The sequence below is a fragment of the Geodermatophilus bullaregiensis genome, assembly GCF_016907675.1.
GTDB lineage: Bacteria > Actinomycetota > Actinomycetes > Mycobacteriales > Geodermatophilaceae > Geodermatophilus > Geodermatophilus bullaregiensis.
Window position 1 is genome coordinate 2,889,953 of sequence record NZ_JAFBCJ010000001.1, and the last position, 15,894, is coordinate 2,905,846.

At 76.4% G+C, this 15,894-nt stretch carries 14 protein-coding genes; 6 read left to right on the plus strand and 8 right to left on the minus strand.

The genetic code is table 11. The annotated features are described in order from the left end of the window. Positions 1-22: 22 nt before the first annotated feature. Both JOD57_RS13700 and JOD57_RS13705 read right to left on the minus strand, forming a co-directional pair. Positions 23-2,794 (minus strand): diguanylate cyclase domain-containing protein, encoded by a 2,772-nt coding sequence (locus tag JOD57_RS13700; protein ID WP_204692528.1) that lies wholly within the window; start codon positions 2,792-2,794, stop codon positions 23-25. Next, positions 2,791-4,539 carry a GGDEF domain-containing protein gene (locus tag JOD57_RS13705; protein ID WP_204692529.1) on the minus strand — a complete coding sequence of 583 codons (1,749 nt, stop codon included), beginning with the start codon at positions 4,537-4,539 and terminating at the stop codon, positions 2,791-2,793. Before JOD57_RS13705 ends, JOD57_RS13700 begins: the two co-directional genes overlap by 4 nt. Before the next feature lie 102 nt (positions 4,540-4,641). On the opposite strand from JOD57_RS13705, the gene pheA reads away from it, so the two are divergent. Further along, entirely contained in the window at positions 4,642-5,577 is a 936-nt protein-coding gene (pheA, locus tag JOD57_RS13710; protein WP_204692530.1) for a prephenate dehydratase, read from the plus strand. Positions 5,578-5,640: 63 nt separating this feature from the next. Here the strand turns inward: pheA and JOD57_RS13715 are convergent, their stop codons facing one another. Then, complete coding sequence (locus JOD57_RS13715; RefSeq protein ID WP_204692531.1) at positions 5,641-7,749, minus strand: MMPL family transporter; 2,109 nt, start codon at positions 7,747-7,749, stop codon at positions 5,641-5,643. A 58-nt stretch (positions 7,750-7,807) separates the two neighbouring features. Here JOD57_RS13715 and JOD57_RS13720 point away from each other — a divergent pair, with 58 nt between their 5' ends. Continuing rightward, positions 7,808-8,266: a MarR family winged helix-turn-helix transcriptional regulator gene (locus JOD57_RS13720; protein WP_307824672.1), complete on the plus strand. Its 459-nt coding sequence runs from the start codon at positions 7,808-7,810 to the stop codon at positions 8,264-8,266. Positions 8,267-8,359: 93 nt separating this feature from the next. Here JOD57_RS13720 and JOD57_RS13725 read toward each other — a convergent pair whose 3' ends face one another. From JOD57_RS13725 to JOD57_RS13735, 3 genes are read right to left on the minus strand one after another with little or no spacing between them, the layout of a single operon-like run. Then, entirely contained in the window at positions 8,360-8,695 is a 336-nt protein-coding gene (locus JOD57_RS13725; protein ID WP_307824673.1) for a GroES family chaperonin, read from the minus strand. 36 nt (positions 8,696-8,731) lie between these two features. Next, positions 8,732-9,079 carry a metallopeptidase family protein gene (locus JOD57_RS13730; RefSeq protein ID WP_204692533.1) on the minus strand — a complete coding sequence of 116 codons (348 nt, stop codon included), beginning with the start codon at positions 9,077-9,079 and terminating at the stop codon, positions 8,732-8,734. Further along, positions 9,076-10,512, minus strand: coding sequence for a GuaB1 family IMP dehydrogenase-related protein (locus tag JOD57_RS13735; RefSeq protein ID WP_204692534.1), 1,437 nt, complete (start codon positions 10,510-10,512; stop codon positions 9,076-9,078). Before JOD57_RS13735 ends, JOD57_RS13730 begins: the two co-directional genes overlap by 4 nt. On the opposite strand from JOD57_RS13735, the gene JOD57_RS13740 reads away from it, so the two are divergent. The 4 genes from JOD57_RS13740 to JOD57_RS13755 all read left to right on the plus strand — a co-directional run bounded on the left by JOD57_RS13740 (position 10,511) and on the right by JOD57_RS13755 (position 14,052). Next, positions 10,511-10,648, plus strand: coding sequence for a hypothetical protein (locus JOD57_RS13740; RefSeq protein WP_204692535.1), 138 nt, complete (start codon positions 10,511-10,513; stop codon positions 10,646-10,648). The genes JOD57_RS13735 and JOD57_RS13740 overlap by 2 nt on opposite strands. Before the next feature lie 167 nt (positions 10,649-10,815). Then, the gene (serS, locus tag JOD57_RS13745) at positions 10,816-12,345 is read left to right on the plus strand and encodes a serine--tRNA ligase (RefSeq protein ID WP_239568454.1); all 1,530 of its coding nucleotides are present in this window, start codon (positions 10,816-10,818) and stop codon (positions 12,343-12,345) included. Beyond that, on the plus strand, positions 12,342-13,256 hold the full coding sequence (locus JOD57_RS13750) for an HAD family hydrolase (protein WP_204692536.1): 915 nt from the start codon (positions 12,342-12,344) through the stop codon (positions 13,254-13,256). Before serS ends, JOD57_RS13750 begins: the two co-directional genes overlap by 4 nt. Beyond that, complete coding sequence (locus JOD57_RS13755; RefSeq protein WP_204692537.1) at positions 13,249-14,052, plus strand: HAD family hydrolase; 804 nt, start codon at positions 13,249-13,251, stop codon at positions 14,050-14,052. Before JOD57_RS13750 ends, JOD57_RS13755 begins: the two co-directional genes overlap by 8 nt. A 109-nt stretch (positions 14,053-14,161) precedes the next feature. On the opposite strand, the gene JOD57_RS13760 is transcribed toward JOD57_RS13755, so the two are convergent. Both JOD57_RS13760 and JOD57_RS13765 read right to left on the minus strand, forming a co-directional pair. Beyond that, positions 14,162-15,163: a type IV toxin-antitoxin system AbiEi family antitoxin domain-containing protein gene (locus JOD57_RS13760; RefSeq protein WP_204692538.1), complete on the minus strand. Its 1,002-nt coding sequence runs from the start codon at positions 15,161-15,163 to the stop codon at positions 14,162-14,164. Between the two features lie 154 nt (positions 15,164-15,317). Continuing rightward, positions 15,318-15,857, minus strand: coding sequence for a bacterial proteasome activator family protein (locus JOD57_RS13765; protein WP_204692539.1), 540 nt, complete (start codon positions 15,855-15,857; stop codon positions 15,318-15,320). Between the last annotated feature and the right edge of the window lie 37 nt (positions 15,858-15,894).

The window sequence follows — 15,894 nt, forward strand, 5'->3', positions numbered from 1 at the left end:
TGCCGTCCGGGAGACAGCGGCGTCAGCGCGCGGTGCGCCGGGCGACGCGGGCGGCGAACACGCCGGCGGCGTGGCCGTTGTCGATGTTGCTCACCACGATGCCGGGCGAGGCGGAGGTGAGCATCGTCAGCAGCGCGCCGAACCCGCCGAACGAGCCGGGCTGCCCGGTGGAGGTCGGCACCGCGACGATCGGGACGTCGGTCATCGCGCCCACCGTGGCGGCCAGCGAGGCGTCCAGCCCGGCCACCACGACCAGGCAGTCGGCGTCGTCGAGCAGCGTGCGGTCGGTGAGCAGCGGCCGCAGCCGGCTGCCGCCGACGTCGTCGACCCGCACGACCTCGGTGCCGGTCACCCGCGCGACGAACGCGGCCTCGGCGGCCACCGACGCGTCGGCGGTGCCGGCGCACAGGACGCCGACCCGGCCGCGCGGCTCGGGGATCGGGCCGACGGCGGCCGACATCGCCGCGGCGTCGACGGTCGTGGCGGCGTCGTGCTCGCCGGCCAGCGCGACGAGGGTGTCGGCGCTGGCCCGCACCACCAGCGCCGGCCGGTCGGGGTGCTCGGCGCGGGCCTCGCGGACCAGCGCCAGCACCTGCTCGGTGGTGCGGCCCACGCCCCAGATGACGTCGGGCTCGGCCGGCGCCGGGCGGGCCGGCGGGACCGGTGCGGGCCCGGCCGGGCGCTCGGCGGCGGCCGGCAGCGGGGCCAGCGTCGGGTCGCCCGGGCCGCCGGCCGACAGCGGCGGGTCCAGGGGGCGCACCGGCTCGGCCAGCAGCGCGGCGAAGCCGCCGACGGGGTCGAGGGTGGCCGGCTGCACCGGGCCGACGGTGACCGCGGACCCCCCGCCGCCGGACGTCCCCGGCGGGGACGCGTCGTCCGGCGGGGCGTCGGGGGCGCGGGTCTGGGTGACGGCGGACAGCCGGACGACGCGGTCGCGGCCGCTGCGCTTGGCGTCGTAGAGCACGCCGTCGGCCGCGGCGAACAGCGTGCGGCGGTCGTCGCCGCGGGTGGCCGACGCGATGCCCACGCTGATGGTGACCGGGACGGTGACCCCCAGGGCGGCCCAGTCGTGGGCGGCGACGGCGCGGCGCACCCGCTCGAGCGCGTGCTCGGCCTGCTCGGCGGTGGTGTCGGGCAGCAGGACGACGAACTCGTCGCCGGCCCAGCGGCACACCTCGTCAGTGTCGCGGCAGCCGGCCAGCAGCAGGTCGGCGACCGCCCGCAGCACCGCGTCGCCACCGGGGTGCCCCACGGCGTCGTTGATCGACTTGAACCGGTCGACGTCGACGACGGCCAGCGCCGACGTGCTGCCCGCGCTGAGCAGTCCGTCGAGCCGGGCCTCGGCGTAGCGGCGGTTGGGCAGGCGGGTCAGCGGGTCCTCGTAGGCCTGACGCCGCAGCTGGCCGGCCGCCCGCTCGTTCTCCAGCAGGCTCTTGCGCCGGCCGAACAGCTCCACCCAGCGGGTGCGCCGCTCGTCGACCCGGTCCAGCTCGTCGGCCAGGTAGGCCTGCAGGTAGGGCAGCGCGCGGCCGGCGTCGTCGAGCTCGGCGTGCAGCGTGCACAGCTCCCGCAGCGCGGCGCGGCGCAGCCGGGGCAGGCCGTGCTCGGTGGCCAGCGCGAGGGCCTTGGCCAGCTGCTCGTCGGCGCTCCGGCCGTCGTCCTGACGGCGCAGCGCACGGCCGAGGGCGAGCAGCGCCGAGGCGAGCAGGGCGCGGTCGCCCGTGGCGCTGGTGATCCGGACGGCGGCGCGCAGCTGCCCCGTGGCCGCCGCGTGCTCGCCCAGCCCGACCAGCGCCCAGCCGTGCACGACCTGCGCGGCGACGACGCCCTCGGCCCCGGGCGGCAGCTGGGCCAGCGCCTGCTCGGCCAGCCGGCGTGCCTCGGCGAAGTGCGGTCGGGCCGACTCCGGGTCTCCGTCGTCGAGCAGGGCCTCGCCCAGCTCGGCGCACAGCTCGCCCAGGCAGGCCGCCGCGCGGGCGGCCAGCACGGCGGGGTCGCCGTCGTCGGGAGCGAGGACCCCCTGCTCGGCGGCCGCGGTGGCGGCCTCCAGCGCGCGGCGCTGGTAGTCCAGGGCCAGCGGCATGAGCTCCAGGTCGGCCAGGACGCCGGCGAGGCTGCCCAGCGTGTCGACCAGCAGCGTGCTCGGGTCCAGCCCGGGGTCGAGCAGGCTCGCGGCCTCGACCGCCTCGTCCATCGCCGCGTCGATCCGGCGGGACAGCAGCTCGATGCGGGCGTGCCGGACGAGGCCCGCGGCGCGCTGCAGGTCGTCGTCGGAGGCGTCGAAGGCGGCCTTGGCCGAGCGCACGAGCGCGATGGCCAGGGCGGCGTGCGAGGCCGACTCCGAGCGCGGGTCCCCGCCGGGGCCGTCCTCGGCGCCGTCGAGCAGGTCGGCGACGCCGGCGTGCAGGTCCAGCGACTCGGTGGCCTCGGGGGCGTCCAGCGGCTCGCCGACGAGGGTGAAGCCGGCGACGCGCAGCCGGCGCACCAGCAGCTCGGCGCGCAGGGTGTCGGCCCAGGCGCGGCCCAGGGACGGCGGGGCCGCGCCGTCCTCCCGGGTCGAGCGGCCGGCCTCGTAGGGCGAGGAGGGGTCGACGACGGACAGCAGCCGCTCGGCGTCGTCGAGCTCCCAGTTGGCGAGGGCGGCGGTCACCCGTTGGTGCAGGGCTCCGGGTGGCACCAGCGCACTGTGCACGCCGGGTCCGGGGGAGTCGAGCACCGCCGGGCGGGCGCGCCGCGGGGACGACGTCACGTCGTCCGTCGTGTCACTGGCGTCCCAGGCGGGGGGTCCCGTCACGCCGAGGTCCCCTCGGACGCGGCGCCGTCGACCGGGGTCGCCGCGTCCACCCCGCCGTGCCCGGCCCCGCCGTCGAGCGCGCCGTCGACCCCGCCGTCGACCAGGCCGGGGGCGCGGACGCGGTTGCGCCCGCCGCGCTTGGCGGAGAACAGGTGCAGGTCGGCGGTGTCGAACAGCGAGCGCCAGCCGGCCGGCGCGGCCGCGTCGTCGGCGGCCGCCGGGGCGGTGGCCACCCCGATGCTCACGGTGATCGGCTCGGTGAGCGGCAGGTCGCGCCAGTCGGCGTCGGCCACGGCCGCGCGCAGCCGCTCGACGGCGGCCAGCGCCTGGCTCTGGGTGGCGGTCGGCAGCACGACGAGGAACTCGTCGCCGGCCCACCGGTAGACCTCGTCGCCGACCCGGCTGTGCTCGCGCAGCAGCGCGGCCACCCGGCGCAGCACCTCGTCGCCGTGGGAGTGCGAGGTGTCGTCGTTGACCTCCTTGAACCGGTCGACGTCGACGACGGCCAGCGACAGCGGCTCGCCGCCCAGCCGCAGGCCGCTGAGCCGGCGCTCGGCGCTGCGCCGGTTGCCCAGGCCGGTGAGCGGGTCCTCCAGGGCGTGCCGGCGCAGGACGGCGGCCTGCCGCTCGGCCTCGCGCAGCCGGCTGCGGCGCACGAACATCTCCGCCCACAGCTCGCGGCTGCGCGCGTGGGCCTGCCCGGTGTCGGCGCGGTAGGCGTCCAGCCAGTGCAGCGCCTCGGCCGGGCGGCCCATCGCGGCGGTGGCCTGGCCGAGCTCGAGCAGGCACTGGCGATAGCGACGGCGGTCGGCGGTCGCGGCGAAGGCGCCGGCGGCGTCGACGAGCAGGTCGGCGGCCTCCTCGCCGTGCCCGCCACCGCTGTGCAGCTGGGACAGCCGGCCGAGCAGCCGGGCCAGCGCCAGGTCGGTGTAGCCCCGCAGCCAGGTGCTGCCGGTGCGGTGCACCCGCCGGTGCACCCGGCGCAGCGGGCCGAGGGCGTCGTCGAGGTCGTCGTGGCAGACCAGCGCCCACGCCTGGACGACGTCGAGCCGGTCGAGGTCGTCGGGGTCGGGCTCGAAGCCGAGCTCGCGGGCGTCGGTGGCGCGGGCCAGCGCGTTCTCGGCCAGCTCCCGCGAGCGGGCGACGTCCCCGCGACGGCGCAGCGTCTGCGCCAGCTCGGTGGACTGCTGGGCACACAGCCGCAGCAGCTGCCAGCGGTCGGCGAGGTCGGGCAGGGCGTCGGCGATCCGGTACCCCTGCTCGGCCTGGTCGAGGGCGAGCTCCTCCAGGTCGAGCGCGGTGAGGGTCAGCGACAGCCACAGGTGGGCCTGGTGCAGCGCGCGCGGGACCTCGGCGTCGGGAGGCGTCAGCTGCTCGGTGAGCAGGCTCGCGTCGATGGCCAGCAGCATCGCCGCGTCGAGGTGGTCGGCGGCCGCCTCGACGTGGGCCAGGTAGGCGAGGACCAGCGCGGTCGACGCCGACGGCCGGCAGGTGCCCAGGGCCGCACGTGCGGCGCGGACGGCGGCGGCCGTGGCGTCCCGGTCGCCGTCGACCAGCCCGCGGCGGGCGTCCAGCGCGTGCCGCCAGGCCGCCCACCGGGGCTCGCTGGCGGCGGCCAGCGCGGGCTCGACGGCATCGAGCTCGGCGCGGAAGGCGGGGGCGTCGTCCCGACCGCTGGCCGCCAGGAGACGCCGCAGTGCAGCGTCGAGGTCACCGTGGGTGACCGACGTCGAGCCGGGGGTCACGCATCCCTCCCACTCGGCACTGGTCGTCCGGCCGCGGCCGGCAGCGAGGCGGCTCCCCCCGACGGGGCCCGTGCCCCGGTCCGACCGCACTACCCTCGTCGGGTGCCCCAGACGCCTCCGACGCGGTTCGCCTATCTCGGCCCCGAGGGTACCTTCGCCGAAGCAGCACTGAGCAGTGCCGTTGCTGACGGCGAGGGCGTGCGGCAGCCGGCGGCGAGCGTCCCCGCCGCCCTCGCCGCGGTCCGCGCGGGGGAGGCCGACGCGGCCCTGGTGCCGCTGGAGAACTCGGTCGAGGGCTCGGTCCCGGCGACGATGGACGGGCTGGCCGACGGCGACCCGCTGCTCATCACGCGCGAGGTGTTCCTGACCGTCGCGTTCGTCCTCGCCGCCCGGCCCGGCACGCGGCTGGCCGACGTCCGCGGCGTCGCCAGCCACCCGCACGCCCTCGCCCAGACGGCGCGCACGCTGGCCGGACTGCTGCCCGGTGTGCCGGCGCTGCCGGCCTCCTCCACCGCGGTCGCGGCCCGGGCGGTCGCCGAGGGCGAGCACGACGCGGCAGTGTGCGCGCCCATCGCCGCCGAGCGCTACGGGCTGGTGCCGCTGGCCGAGGACGTCGCCGACCACCCCGGGGCGGTCACCCGCTTCGTGCTCGTCGCGCCACCGGGGGCGCTGCCCGGGCCCACCGGCAACGACAAGACCTCGCTGGTGGCCGTCGTCGGCGACCGCACCGGGGCGCTGCTCGACCTGCTCACGGAGTTCGCCGTCCGCGGGATCAGCCTCACCCGCATCGAGTCGCGGCCCACCCGCGAGCGCCTCGGCGTCTACTCGTTCTCCCTCGACTGCGAGGGGCACGTGGCCGACGCCCGGGTGGGGGAGGCGCTGGCCGCGCTGCACCGGGTGTGCGACGACGTCCGCTTCCTCGGCTCCTACCCGCGCGAGGACGGCCGGACCAACCGCCCGGTGCCCGACGTCGCCGCCGACGCGGCGTTCACCGACGCCGGGGCCTGGCTCGAGCGACTGCGCGCCGGCCAGGTCTGAGGACGGGCCTTCCTGCCCCCCACCGCTCGCAGGCTCGCGGCGGGCCCCTGCAGGAAGGCCGGTTCAGACCCAGGCGGGTTCCCGCTCCCGCTCCGGCTCCGGCCGGCGGGCGAGGCGGCCCGGCCACCAGGTGCGGTCGCCGAGCAGCGCCACCGCGGCCGGCACCAGCAGCGAGCGGACGACGAAGGTGTCGAGCAGCACGCCGAAGCCGACCAGGAACGCCAGCTGCACGAGGAAGAGCAGCGGCAGCACCGACAGCGCCCCGAAGGTCGCGGCCAGCACCATCCCGGCGGAGGTGATCACGCCGCCGGTCACCGCCAGCGCGCGCAGGACGCCGTCGCGGGTGCCGTGCCGCGCGGACTCCTCGCGCGCCCGCGTCATGAGGAAGATGTTGTAGTCGATCCCCAGGGCGACGAGGAACACGAACCCGATGAGCAGGATGCCGGGGTCGCTGCCGGGGAAGCCGAAGACGTCGTCGAACAGCAGCCCGGCCACCCCGACCGTGGCGCCGACGCTGAGCACCACGGTGGCCACCAGCAGCAGCGGGGCCACCAGCGAGCGCAGCAGCAGCGCCAGGACGACGGTGATCACCGCCAGGACGCTCGGCACGATCACCCGCAGGTCGCGCGCCGCGGTCTCCCGCGCGTCGAGGTTGCTGGCGGTGTCGCCGCCCACGAGCGCGGCCGGGTCGGCGTCGTCGAGGGTGGTCCGCAGCCCGGAGACGACGTCGAGGGCCTCGGTGCTGTCGGCCGGGACGGCGAGGGTCACGTCGAGGCGGACCAGGCCGTCGACCACCAGCGGGTCGGCGCCCGGCTGCGGCGGGCCGCCGGCGCCGGTGAAGGGGGCGACGGTGGCGACGCCGTCGGTGGCCGCCGCGGCCTCGGCCACCGCCGGCCACGAGTCCTCCGGTGTCACGACGACGGTCGGGCTGCCGGAGCCGGCGTCGAAGTGCCGGCCGAGCGCCTCCTGCCCGTCGACGCCGTTGGACTCGCCGCGGATCGCGTCGCTGAAGGTGATGCCGCTCGCGTCGTAGGTCGGCGCGAACACCGCCGCGGCCACCAGCAGCAGCGTGCTGGCCGCGAGCACCCGCCGCGGGCGGCGGCCGACGAGCGCGGCCACCCGCTGCCAGCCGCGGCCCTCCTTCGCCGGCTCCCCGGCGTGCGGCCGGAACGGCCAGAACGCGGCGCGGCCGAGCAGGGTGAGCACGGCGGGCAGGAAGGTCAGCGCCGCGACGACGGCCAGCGTGACGCTCACCGCGGAGATCGGGCCGAGCCCGCGGTTGGAGCTCAGGTCGGAGAACAGCAGGCAGAGCACGCCCAGGACGACGGTCGCCCCGGAGGCCACGATCGGCTCCCACGAGCGGCGCAGCGCCGTCCGCATGGCGGTGAACCGGGACGCCTCCCGCCGCAGCTCCTCGCGGTAGCGGGCGACCAGCAGCAGGCCGTAGTCGGTGGCCGCCCCGACGACGAGGATCGAGGCGATGCCCTGGCTCTGGCCGTTGACCGTGATCAGGCCGCCGTCGGCGAGCAGGTAGGCGACCGCGTTGCCGGCGGTGAGGGCCAGGCCGGCGGTGCCGATGACCAGGAAGGGCAGCAGCGGGCTGCGGTAGACCACCAGCAGGATCAGCAGGACGACGCCGAACGCGGCGAGCAGCAGCAGCCCGTCGATGCCGGCGAAGCCGTTGGCGAAGTCGGCGAAGATCCCGCCCGGTCCGGTGACGAACGACGAGGTGCCGTCGACGGCGATGGTGTCCCGCAGGTCCCCGACCACCGTCACGATCTCGTCGCCGACGTCCGGGGTGATCGGCAGGAGCGCCTGCACCGCCTCGCCGTCCTCCGACGGGATCGGCGGGGAGGGCTGCCCGGCCAGGAAGCCGGCCTCCTCGGCGACCGCGGCGGCCTCCTGCACGCGCTGCCCGATCTCCGCGAGCGTGGCCTCGTCGAGGGGGCCCTCGCCCTCCCAGAGCAGGATCGCCGGGATCGCCTCGGTCGGGGAGAAGCCCTGCTGCAGCTCGGCCACCCGGGTGGACTCCGCGCTGTCGGGGAGGAAGGCGGCGGTGTCGTTCTCCTGCAGCCCGGTCAGCCGGCCGCTGAGCGAGCCGAGCGGCCCGGCCGCGCCCACCCAGAGCAGGACGACGACGAGGGGGAGCAGCCAGCGGGCCCGGCGCGCCATGATGTGATCCTCTCGACGGCCGATCATCTCGATGATCGAGAGAATAGGGGGAGGGCGGGTGGCGCGCAACGACGAGCGGGCCGAGGTGGCCCTGCTGCTGCGCCGGCTGGGCGTCGAGCTCGACGCGGTGGGTCAGCGCTTCGCCGACCTGCACGGGCTCGGCCGCACCGACGTCCGGGCGATCGTGGCCATCATGGACGCCGCCCGTGCCGGGGAGCCGCTGACCGCGGGCGGTCTCGGCGCGGCGGTGTCGCTGAGTTCGGCGTCGGTGACCGCGCTGGTCGACCGGCTGGAGCGGGCCGGCCACGTGCACCGGGTGCGCGACCCCGCCGACCGCCGCCGGGTGGTGCTGGAGATGTCGGACGCCGCGACGGCCGCCGGCGCGGCGTTCTTCGGCGGGCTGCAGCGGGAGATCCTGGCCGCGATGGAGGGGTTCTCCGACGCCGACCTCGCCGTCGTCCGGCGGTTCCTCACCGAGGTGACCGAGGTGGTCGTCGCCCACCACCAGCACTCCTGACCGGACGGTGTGTGCACGTGCCGCGGGGTCGGGCGCCCGCGGACGACGACGCGTGCACGAACCGTGCGCAGGACCCCGGGCGGAGCCCCGGACCTACAGGTAGAGGCCGGTGGACTCCTCGATCCGCTCGGCGGCGACGGCGTGCACGTCACGCTCGCGCAGGATGACCAGCTCCTCGCCGTGCACCTCGACCTCGTGCTGGTCCTCGGGGGAGAAGAGCACCTGGTCGCCGACCTTGACCTGGCGCACGCTCGACCCGACGCCGCGCGCCTCGCCCCACACCAGCCGCTTGGCGACCTGTGCCGTGGCGGGGATGAGGATGCCGCCGGTGGAGCGGCGCTCGCCGTCCTCGCGGCGCAGGGCCACCAGGATCCGGTCGTGCAGCATCTTGATCGGCAGCCCGCTGCCCCTCGCGACGTCCCCAGGCACGGTGAGCACCGTACGCGGGACCCCGGCCGCCTCCTGCTACGACCAGCCGAGCTCGTGCAGGCGCTCGTCGCTGATCCCGAAGTGGTGGGCGATCTCGTGGACGACGGTCACCGTCACCTCCTCGACCACCTCGTCGGCGGTCGAGCAGACGTCGCAGATGGCCTCGCGGTAGACCATGATCCGGTCGGGCAGCGCCCCGCCGTACTGCCAGCCGCGCTCGGTCAGCGCGTACCCCTCGTAGAGCCCGAGCAGGTCCGGCTCGTCCTCGTTGCGGTCCTCGACCAGCACGACGACGTTGTCCAGCAGCGCCATCAGCTCGGCCGGGACGGCGTCGAGCGCGTCGGCGACCAGCGACTCGAAGACCTCCCGCGGGAGCGGCCTCACCAGCTGGTCGGCAGCGGCCGGCCCTCCTCGTAGCCGGCCGCGCTCTGCACACCCAGGACGGCGCGCTCGTGCAGCTCGTCGATGGTGCGCGCACCGGCGTAGGTGCACGACGAGCGCACGCCGGCCACGATCTGGTCGACCAGGTCCTCGACGCCCGGCCGGGCCGGGTCGAGGTACATCCGCGAGGAGGAGATGCCCTCCTCGAACAGGCCCGCGCGGGCCCGCTCGAAGCCGCTCTGCGCCGCCGTCCGGGCCTTGACCGCGCGGGCCGAGGCCATGCCGAAGGACTCCTTGTAGAGCCGGCCGTTCCCGTCGTCGTGGATGTCGCCGGCGCTCTCGTAGGTGCCGGCGAACCACGAGCCGACCATCACGTTCGCCGCGCCCGCGGCCAGGGCGAGGGCGACGTCGCGGGGGTGGCGCACCCCGCCGTCGGCCCACACGTGCCTGCCCAGCCGGCGGGCCTCGGCCGCGCACTCCTCGACCGCGGAGAACTGCGGCCGCCCGACGCCGGTCATCATCCGCGTGGTGCACATCGCCCCGGGGCCCACGCCGACCTTGACGACGTCGGCGCCGGCCTCGACCAGGTCGCGGGTGCCCTCGGCGGTGACCACGTTGCCGGCCACCACCGGCACCGCCCCGGCCACCGACCGCACCGCGCGCACCGCCTCGACCGCCTTCTCCTGGTGGCCGTGCGCGGTGTCGACGACGAGCACGTCGACCCCGGCGGCCAGCAGGGCCGACGCCTTGCCGGCGACGTCGCCGTTGATGCCGACGGCGGACGCGGTCAGCAGCCGGCCGTCGGCGTTGACCGCGGGCGTGTAGAGCGTGGAGCGCAGCGCGCCCTTGCGGGTGACGACGCCGAGCAGGCGGTCGCCCTCGACCACCGGCGCGGCGCTGACCCGCTCCCCGGAGAGCACGTCGAAGACCTTCGGCAGGTCGGTGCCCGCCGGGATGGTCAGCGGGTGGGCGGCCATGACCTGGTCGAGCTGGCTGAAGCGGTCCACGCCCTGGCAGGCGCCGTCGGTGACCACGCCGACGGGCACGCCGCCCTCGTCGACCACCACGACGATCCCGTGCGCCCGCTTCGTCATCAGCGACAGCGCCTCGCCGACGGTCGAGCTCGGCGCCAGGGTGATCGCGGTGTCGTAGACGGGGTGGCGGGCGTGCACCCACGAGACGACCTCGCCGACGACGTCGACCGGGATGTCCTGCGGCAGCACCGCCAGCCCGCCGCGGCGGGCGACCGTCTCGGCCATCCGCCGGCCGCTGATCGCGGTCATGTTGGCGACGACGACGGGGATGGTCGTGCCCACCCGGTCCGGCGTGGTCAGGTCGACCTCGAGCCGGGAGCCCACGGTGCTGTGGTTGGGCACCATGAACACGTCGGCGTAGGTCAGGTCGGTGGCCGGCCGGTTGCCGCCGAGGAAGCGCATGGGCCCATTGTCGCGCAGCCGTGATCCCCCCGGGTCCGGTCCGCAGCCGACACGCGTGGGTGCGGAGATCGCGGTCGGCGGCACCGTGTCCCAGGAGGACGTCCTCACCGCGCTGCGCGAGTCCCGCTACGAGTGAACGTCGTCGATGCCCGCGTCCTGGTCGGGCTGATCGTCGCCAGGCTGGACCCGGGGCAGCTCGGCGACGACGCCCTCGCCGTCCCACCTCCTCGACAGCGAGGTGACCGGCGTGCCGCGACGTCTCGTGCTCCGGGGTGACCTGACCGAGGAGCAGGGTCCGCAGCGATGGCCGCGTTCCTCGACCCGGAGCTGCTCCGTCTCCCCGCCGACCGGCTGCGGCTGCGCATGTGGGAGGTGCGCCGGGACGTGGGCGCCTACGACGCCACCTGCGTCGCGCTCGCCGAGACGCTCGGCGCGACGGCGCTGCTCACCACCGATGCCCGCCTCGCCCGGGCGCCGGGCGTCCGCTGCGCCGTCCGGCTGCTCCGACACGGCCCTCTCTACGATCGGGGGGTGATCGACCTGCGCCTGGTGCGCGAGCACCCCGACGTCGTCCGTGCCAGCCAGCGTGCCCGCGGTGCCGACGAGTCCCGGGTCGACGCGCTGCTGGCCGCCGACGCCGACCGGCGCGCGGCCGTCAAGCGGGCCGACGACCTGCGCGCGGAGCAGAAGGCGGCCTCCCAGGCGGTGCGGAAGGCCTCGCCCGAGGAGCGTCCCGCGGTGCTCGAGCGAGCCCGCGCGCTGGCCGCCGAGGTCAAGGAGGCCGAGGAGGCCCAGCGGGCGGCCGACGTCGCGCTGCGCGAGGTGCACCTGTCCATCCCGAACGTCGTCCACGACGGCGTCCCGCCCGGCGGCGAGGACGACGCGGTGACGCTGCGCACCGTCGGCGAGGTGCCCACCTACGACTTCGCCGTGCGCGACCACCTGGAGATCGGCGAGGCGCTCGGCGCGATCGACACCGAGCGCGGCGCCAAGGTCTCCGGCGCCCGCTTCTACTTCCTCACCGGTCCCGGGGCGCTGCTGGAGTTCGCCCTCGCCCAGCTGGCGATCACCCGGGCGGTCGCGGCCGGCTTCACCCCCGTCGTCGCCCCGGCGCTGGTCCGGCCCGAGGCCATGGAGGGCACCGGGTTCCTCGGCGAGCACGACGAGGAGGTGTACCGGATCGAGCGCGACGACCTGTACCTGGTCGGGACGTCGGAGGTCGCGCTGGCCGGCATGCACGCCGACGAGGTGCTCGACCTCCCGGCCGGGCCGCGCCGCTACGCCGGCTGGTCGTCGTGCTTCCGCCGCGAGGCCGGCAGCTACGGCAAGGACACCCGCGGCATCATCCGCGTGCACTGGTTCGACAAGGTCGAGATGTTCAGCTTCTGCCGGCCCGAGGAGGCCGCCGCCGAGCACCTGCGCCTGCTGGCCTGGGAGGAGGAGTTCCTCCAGGCCCTCGAGCTGCCCTACCGCGTGGTCGACATCGCCGCCGGCGACCTGGGCACGAGCGCGGCGCGCAAGTACGACATCGAGGCGTGGTTCCCCAGCCAGGGCACGTACCGCGAGCTGACCAGCACGTCGGACTGCACCACCTTCCAGGCCCGCCGGCTGGCGATCCGCTACCGCGACGAGGACGGCAGGCCGCAGACGGCGGCCACGCTCAACGGCACGCTGTGCGCGATCGCGCGCACCATCGCCTGCCTGCTCGAGGTGCACCAGCGCGCCGACGGCTCGGTGCACGTCCCGGTCGCGCTGCGGCCGTGGCTGGGCGGGCACGAGGTCCTCGCGCCGGGCATGACGCTGGCCGCGCCGGTGCCCCCGGCCGCCGCATGAGCGAGACCGCGCCCCGCGCCGTCATCTCCGGGCACGTCCCCTCCCCGGACTCCGACCGGGTGGTCGAGCCCGGCGACCTCGGGGGCTGGCGCCCGAAGCTGGTGGCCAGCGACCTCGACGGCACCCTGCTCACCTCGGAGGGCGTGGTCAGCCCGCGCACGCGGGCGGCCCTGGAGGCGTGCTGGGGCGCCGGCATCCCGGTCGTCGGCGTCACGGGGCGGGGGCCGCGGTTGTACGACAGCGTGCGCGCGGCGCTCGACGGGCGGGGCATCGCCGTCCTGGCCCAGGGCGGCTACGTCGTCGACCTCGAGCGCGACGAGGTGCTGCGCACCGTCGGCCTGCCGCGGGATCAGGCCACCGCGGTGATCGAGCGGATCGAGGAGGTCGCCGGTGACCTGATCGTCGCCGTCGAGGACGCCGCGGAGCAGGGCGAGGTGCACTCCCCGCTGCGCGTGCAGCACGGCTTCGAGTGGCCCTACCCGGAGCCGGCGCACCTGCTGCCCCGGCACGCCGTCCTGCCCGAGGGCGCGGTGCTCAAGGTCTTCCTCCGCTCGCCGACGCTCGGCCAGGACGAGCTGCTGGCCCGTGCCCGCCGGGTGGTCGAGCCCACCGAGGCCGAGGTGACCCACGCGGGACTCGGCTTCATCGAGGTGCTGCCGCCCGGCGTCACCAAGGCCACCGGCCTGGCCGTCGCGCTCGACCGCTACGGCGTCGGCTTCGGCGACGTGCTCGTCTTCGGCGACATGCCCAACGACCTGCCGATGATCACGGCGGTCACCGAGGCCGGCGGTCGCGCGGTCGCCGTCGCCAACGCGCACCCGGCGGTCCGGGCGGCCGCGGCCGGGAGGACCGGCGGGCACGACGCCGACGGCGTCGCGCGCTACCTCGAGGCGGTGCTGGCCGGTGTCTGACTGGCGTCCGCGGCTGATCGCCAGCGACATGGACGGCACCCTGCTGCGCTCCGACGACACCGTCAGCGACGCGACGGTGGCCGAGCTGGAGCGCTGGCGGGCCGCCGGCGTGCCCGTCGTCCTGGCCACCGGCCGGCCGCCCCGGTGGATGCAGAAGATCCGGGAGGTGCTCGGCTCGGGCACCGCGGTCTGCTGCAACGGCGCGGTGCTGCTCGACCTCGAGCGCTTCGAGGTGCTCGAGGAGGACGCGCTGCCGCCCGACGTCCTCCGGGCGATCACCGCCGGCCTGCGCCGCGAGCAGCCCGGCACCTGGTTCGCCGTGGAGTACGGCCTGGAGTTCCGCCACGAGCCGGTCTACCGGCCGCGGTGGGACGTCGACGCGCCCGGCGTGGCCGAGGCCCCGCTGGAGGAGCTCGTCGCCGCGCCGGCCGCCAAGCTGCTGGCCCGTCACGAGGACCTGGACCGCGACTCCTTCGTCGCGCTGGTGCAGCGGGTGGTCGGCGACCTGGCCACGGTGACGACGTCGTCGTCCGACGCGCTGGCCGAGATCTCCGCGCCCGGCGTCACCAAGGCCACCGGCCTCGCGCGGGTGGCGGCGACGCACGGGCTCGGCCCGGAGGACGTCGTCGTCTTCGGCGACATGCCCAACGACGTCGCCGCCTTCGACTGGGTCCGCGAGGGCGGCGGGCGGGCCGTGGCGATGGCGCAGGCGCACCCGGAGGTGCTGGCCGCGGCCACCGACGTCACCGGCACCAACGACGACGACGGCGTGGCCGCCTTCCTCGCCACCCTCTAGCGCCGGCCTGCGACGATCAGGTCACCTGATCGTCGCGCGTCCTCCCTGACCGTGGGACGTCGGGGAGGACGCCCCGCGGTGCGGGAGGACGTGCCACGGCGACCGCGGGTCAGGCCGCCGCGTCGGTCGCACCCGGCTCCTGGCGGCGGACGACGGTGAAGCGTCTTGGGCCGGTGAGGGGCGAGGCCAGCAGCCCAGCGACGCGCGCGGCCACCGCCCGCGGCGCGCGGAGGTCCTCGTGGGTGATGCGGACCACCCGGACGTCGAGCTCACGGACCCGGTCCTCGCGCCGCTTCTCGTCCCAGAGCACGTCGCCGGGGGTGCGTCCGGGGTGCGGATTGAGGTACTTCACGCGCCCGTCGAACTCGATCGCCACGGCGGCGTCCTCGTACCAGGCGTCCACCCGCGCGACGAAGCCGCGCGGACCGTGCAGCTCGACCTGCAGCTCCGGACGGGGTAGCCCGGACGCGAGCAACGCCAGCCGGCCGCGGGTCTCCAGCGGTGACTCGGCGCGTCCGTCGGCGAGGTCCACCGCCCGCCCGGCCTCGCCGATCCCGAGCCAGTGCGACTGGGCGAGCACGGCCGACCGGAGGTCCTCGCGCCTGACGCGCTCGGTCTGCAGCGCGTCGTCGAGGGCGACGACGGCGTCGGTCACGGACCACTCGCGGGTGCAGTCGACGAGCGTGCGCGCGACGGTGGTGACGGCGAGCGGCCCTGCGGTGACAACGTCCCCGGCCGGCAGGTCGGCCGCTGCGACCCGGTAGCCGCGTCCCCGCCGCCACTCGTCCACCTGGGTGAGGCGGACCGTTCCGTCGACGCCCGGTGGCAGGACCAGTCGGTGGAAGCGGGCTGCCGACTCGTGGCTCAGGACCGGGCCGGGACCCAGCACGGTGAGCGCGGCCGTGCACTCGACGAGGTGCCGGGTGCGGGGGTCGTCGGCCAGGGCCAGCCAGGTCGCCGTCTCCACGTAGACACCCCGGCGCAACCGGTGCCAGCGGCCGGTGGACACCGCGGAGCGGATCTCGTCGGGCCGGCACCCGGCCCGGCGGGCGTCGGCGACGGTGAAGACGCCCAGGCGACGCCGGGCGGCGGACTCGAGGACGGGGTGCACGCGAGCAGTCTGGGAGCCCGGCGCGGGACTCGGGGCCTGGTGGAGCGGACCTGTGGACGGCGCCGTCCTCCCGCACCGCCGGGTGTCCTCCCCGACCGTCCACGGTGCGGGAGGACGCGCCACGATCAGGTCACCTGATCATCGCCCGCCCCGGCTACAGGTACTGGCCGCCGCCGGGGCGGGGCTCGGCGGCTCCCGGGCCGGCCGGCAGGGCGCGGCGGCGGATCTCCTCCAGCTGCGCGCGAGCGGCCATCTGCTGGGCGAACAGCGCCGTCTGGATGCCCTGGAAGACGCCCTCCAGCCAGCCGACCAGCTGGGCCTGCGCGATGCGCAGCTCCGCGTCGGAGGGGGTCTCGCCCTCGGTGAAGGGCGAGGTGATCCGCCGCAGCTCCTCGCTGAGCTCCGGCGCGAGCCCCTGCTCCAGCTCGCGGATCGACGAGGCGTGGATGTCGCGCAGCCGGGCGCGGCTGGGCTCGTCGAGCGGGGCCGCGCGCACCTCCTCGAGCAGCTGCTTGATCATCGTGCCGATCCGCATGACCTTCGCCGGCTGCTCGACCATCTCGCTCAGGCCGTGCGTGCCGTCGCCGTCGTCCGCGCCGCCGGCGGGCACGGGCATCGCGCCGACCGGCCGGCCGTCGGGTCCGACGACGACGACCTGCTGCGGACGCTCACTGCCGTTCCCCGGTGCCGTCATGACCTCCATCCTGCCCCTCCCCGCCGAGAGGCGAACG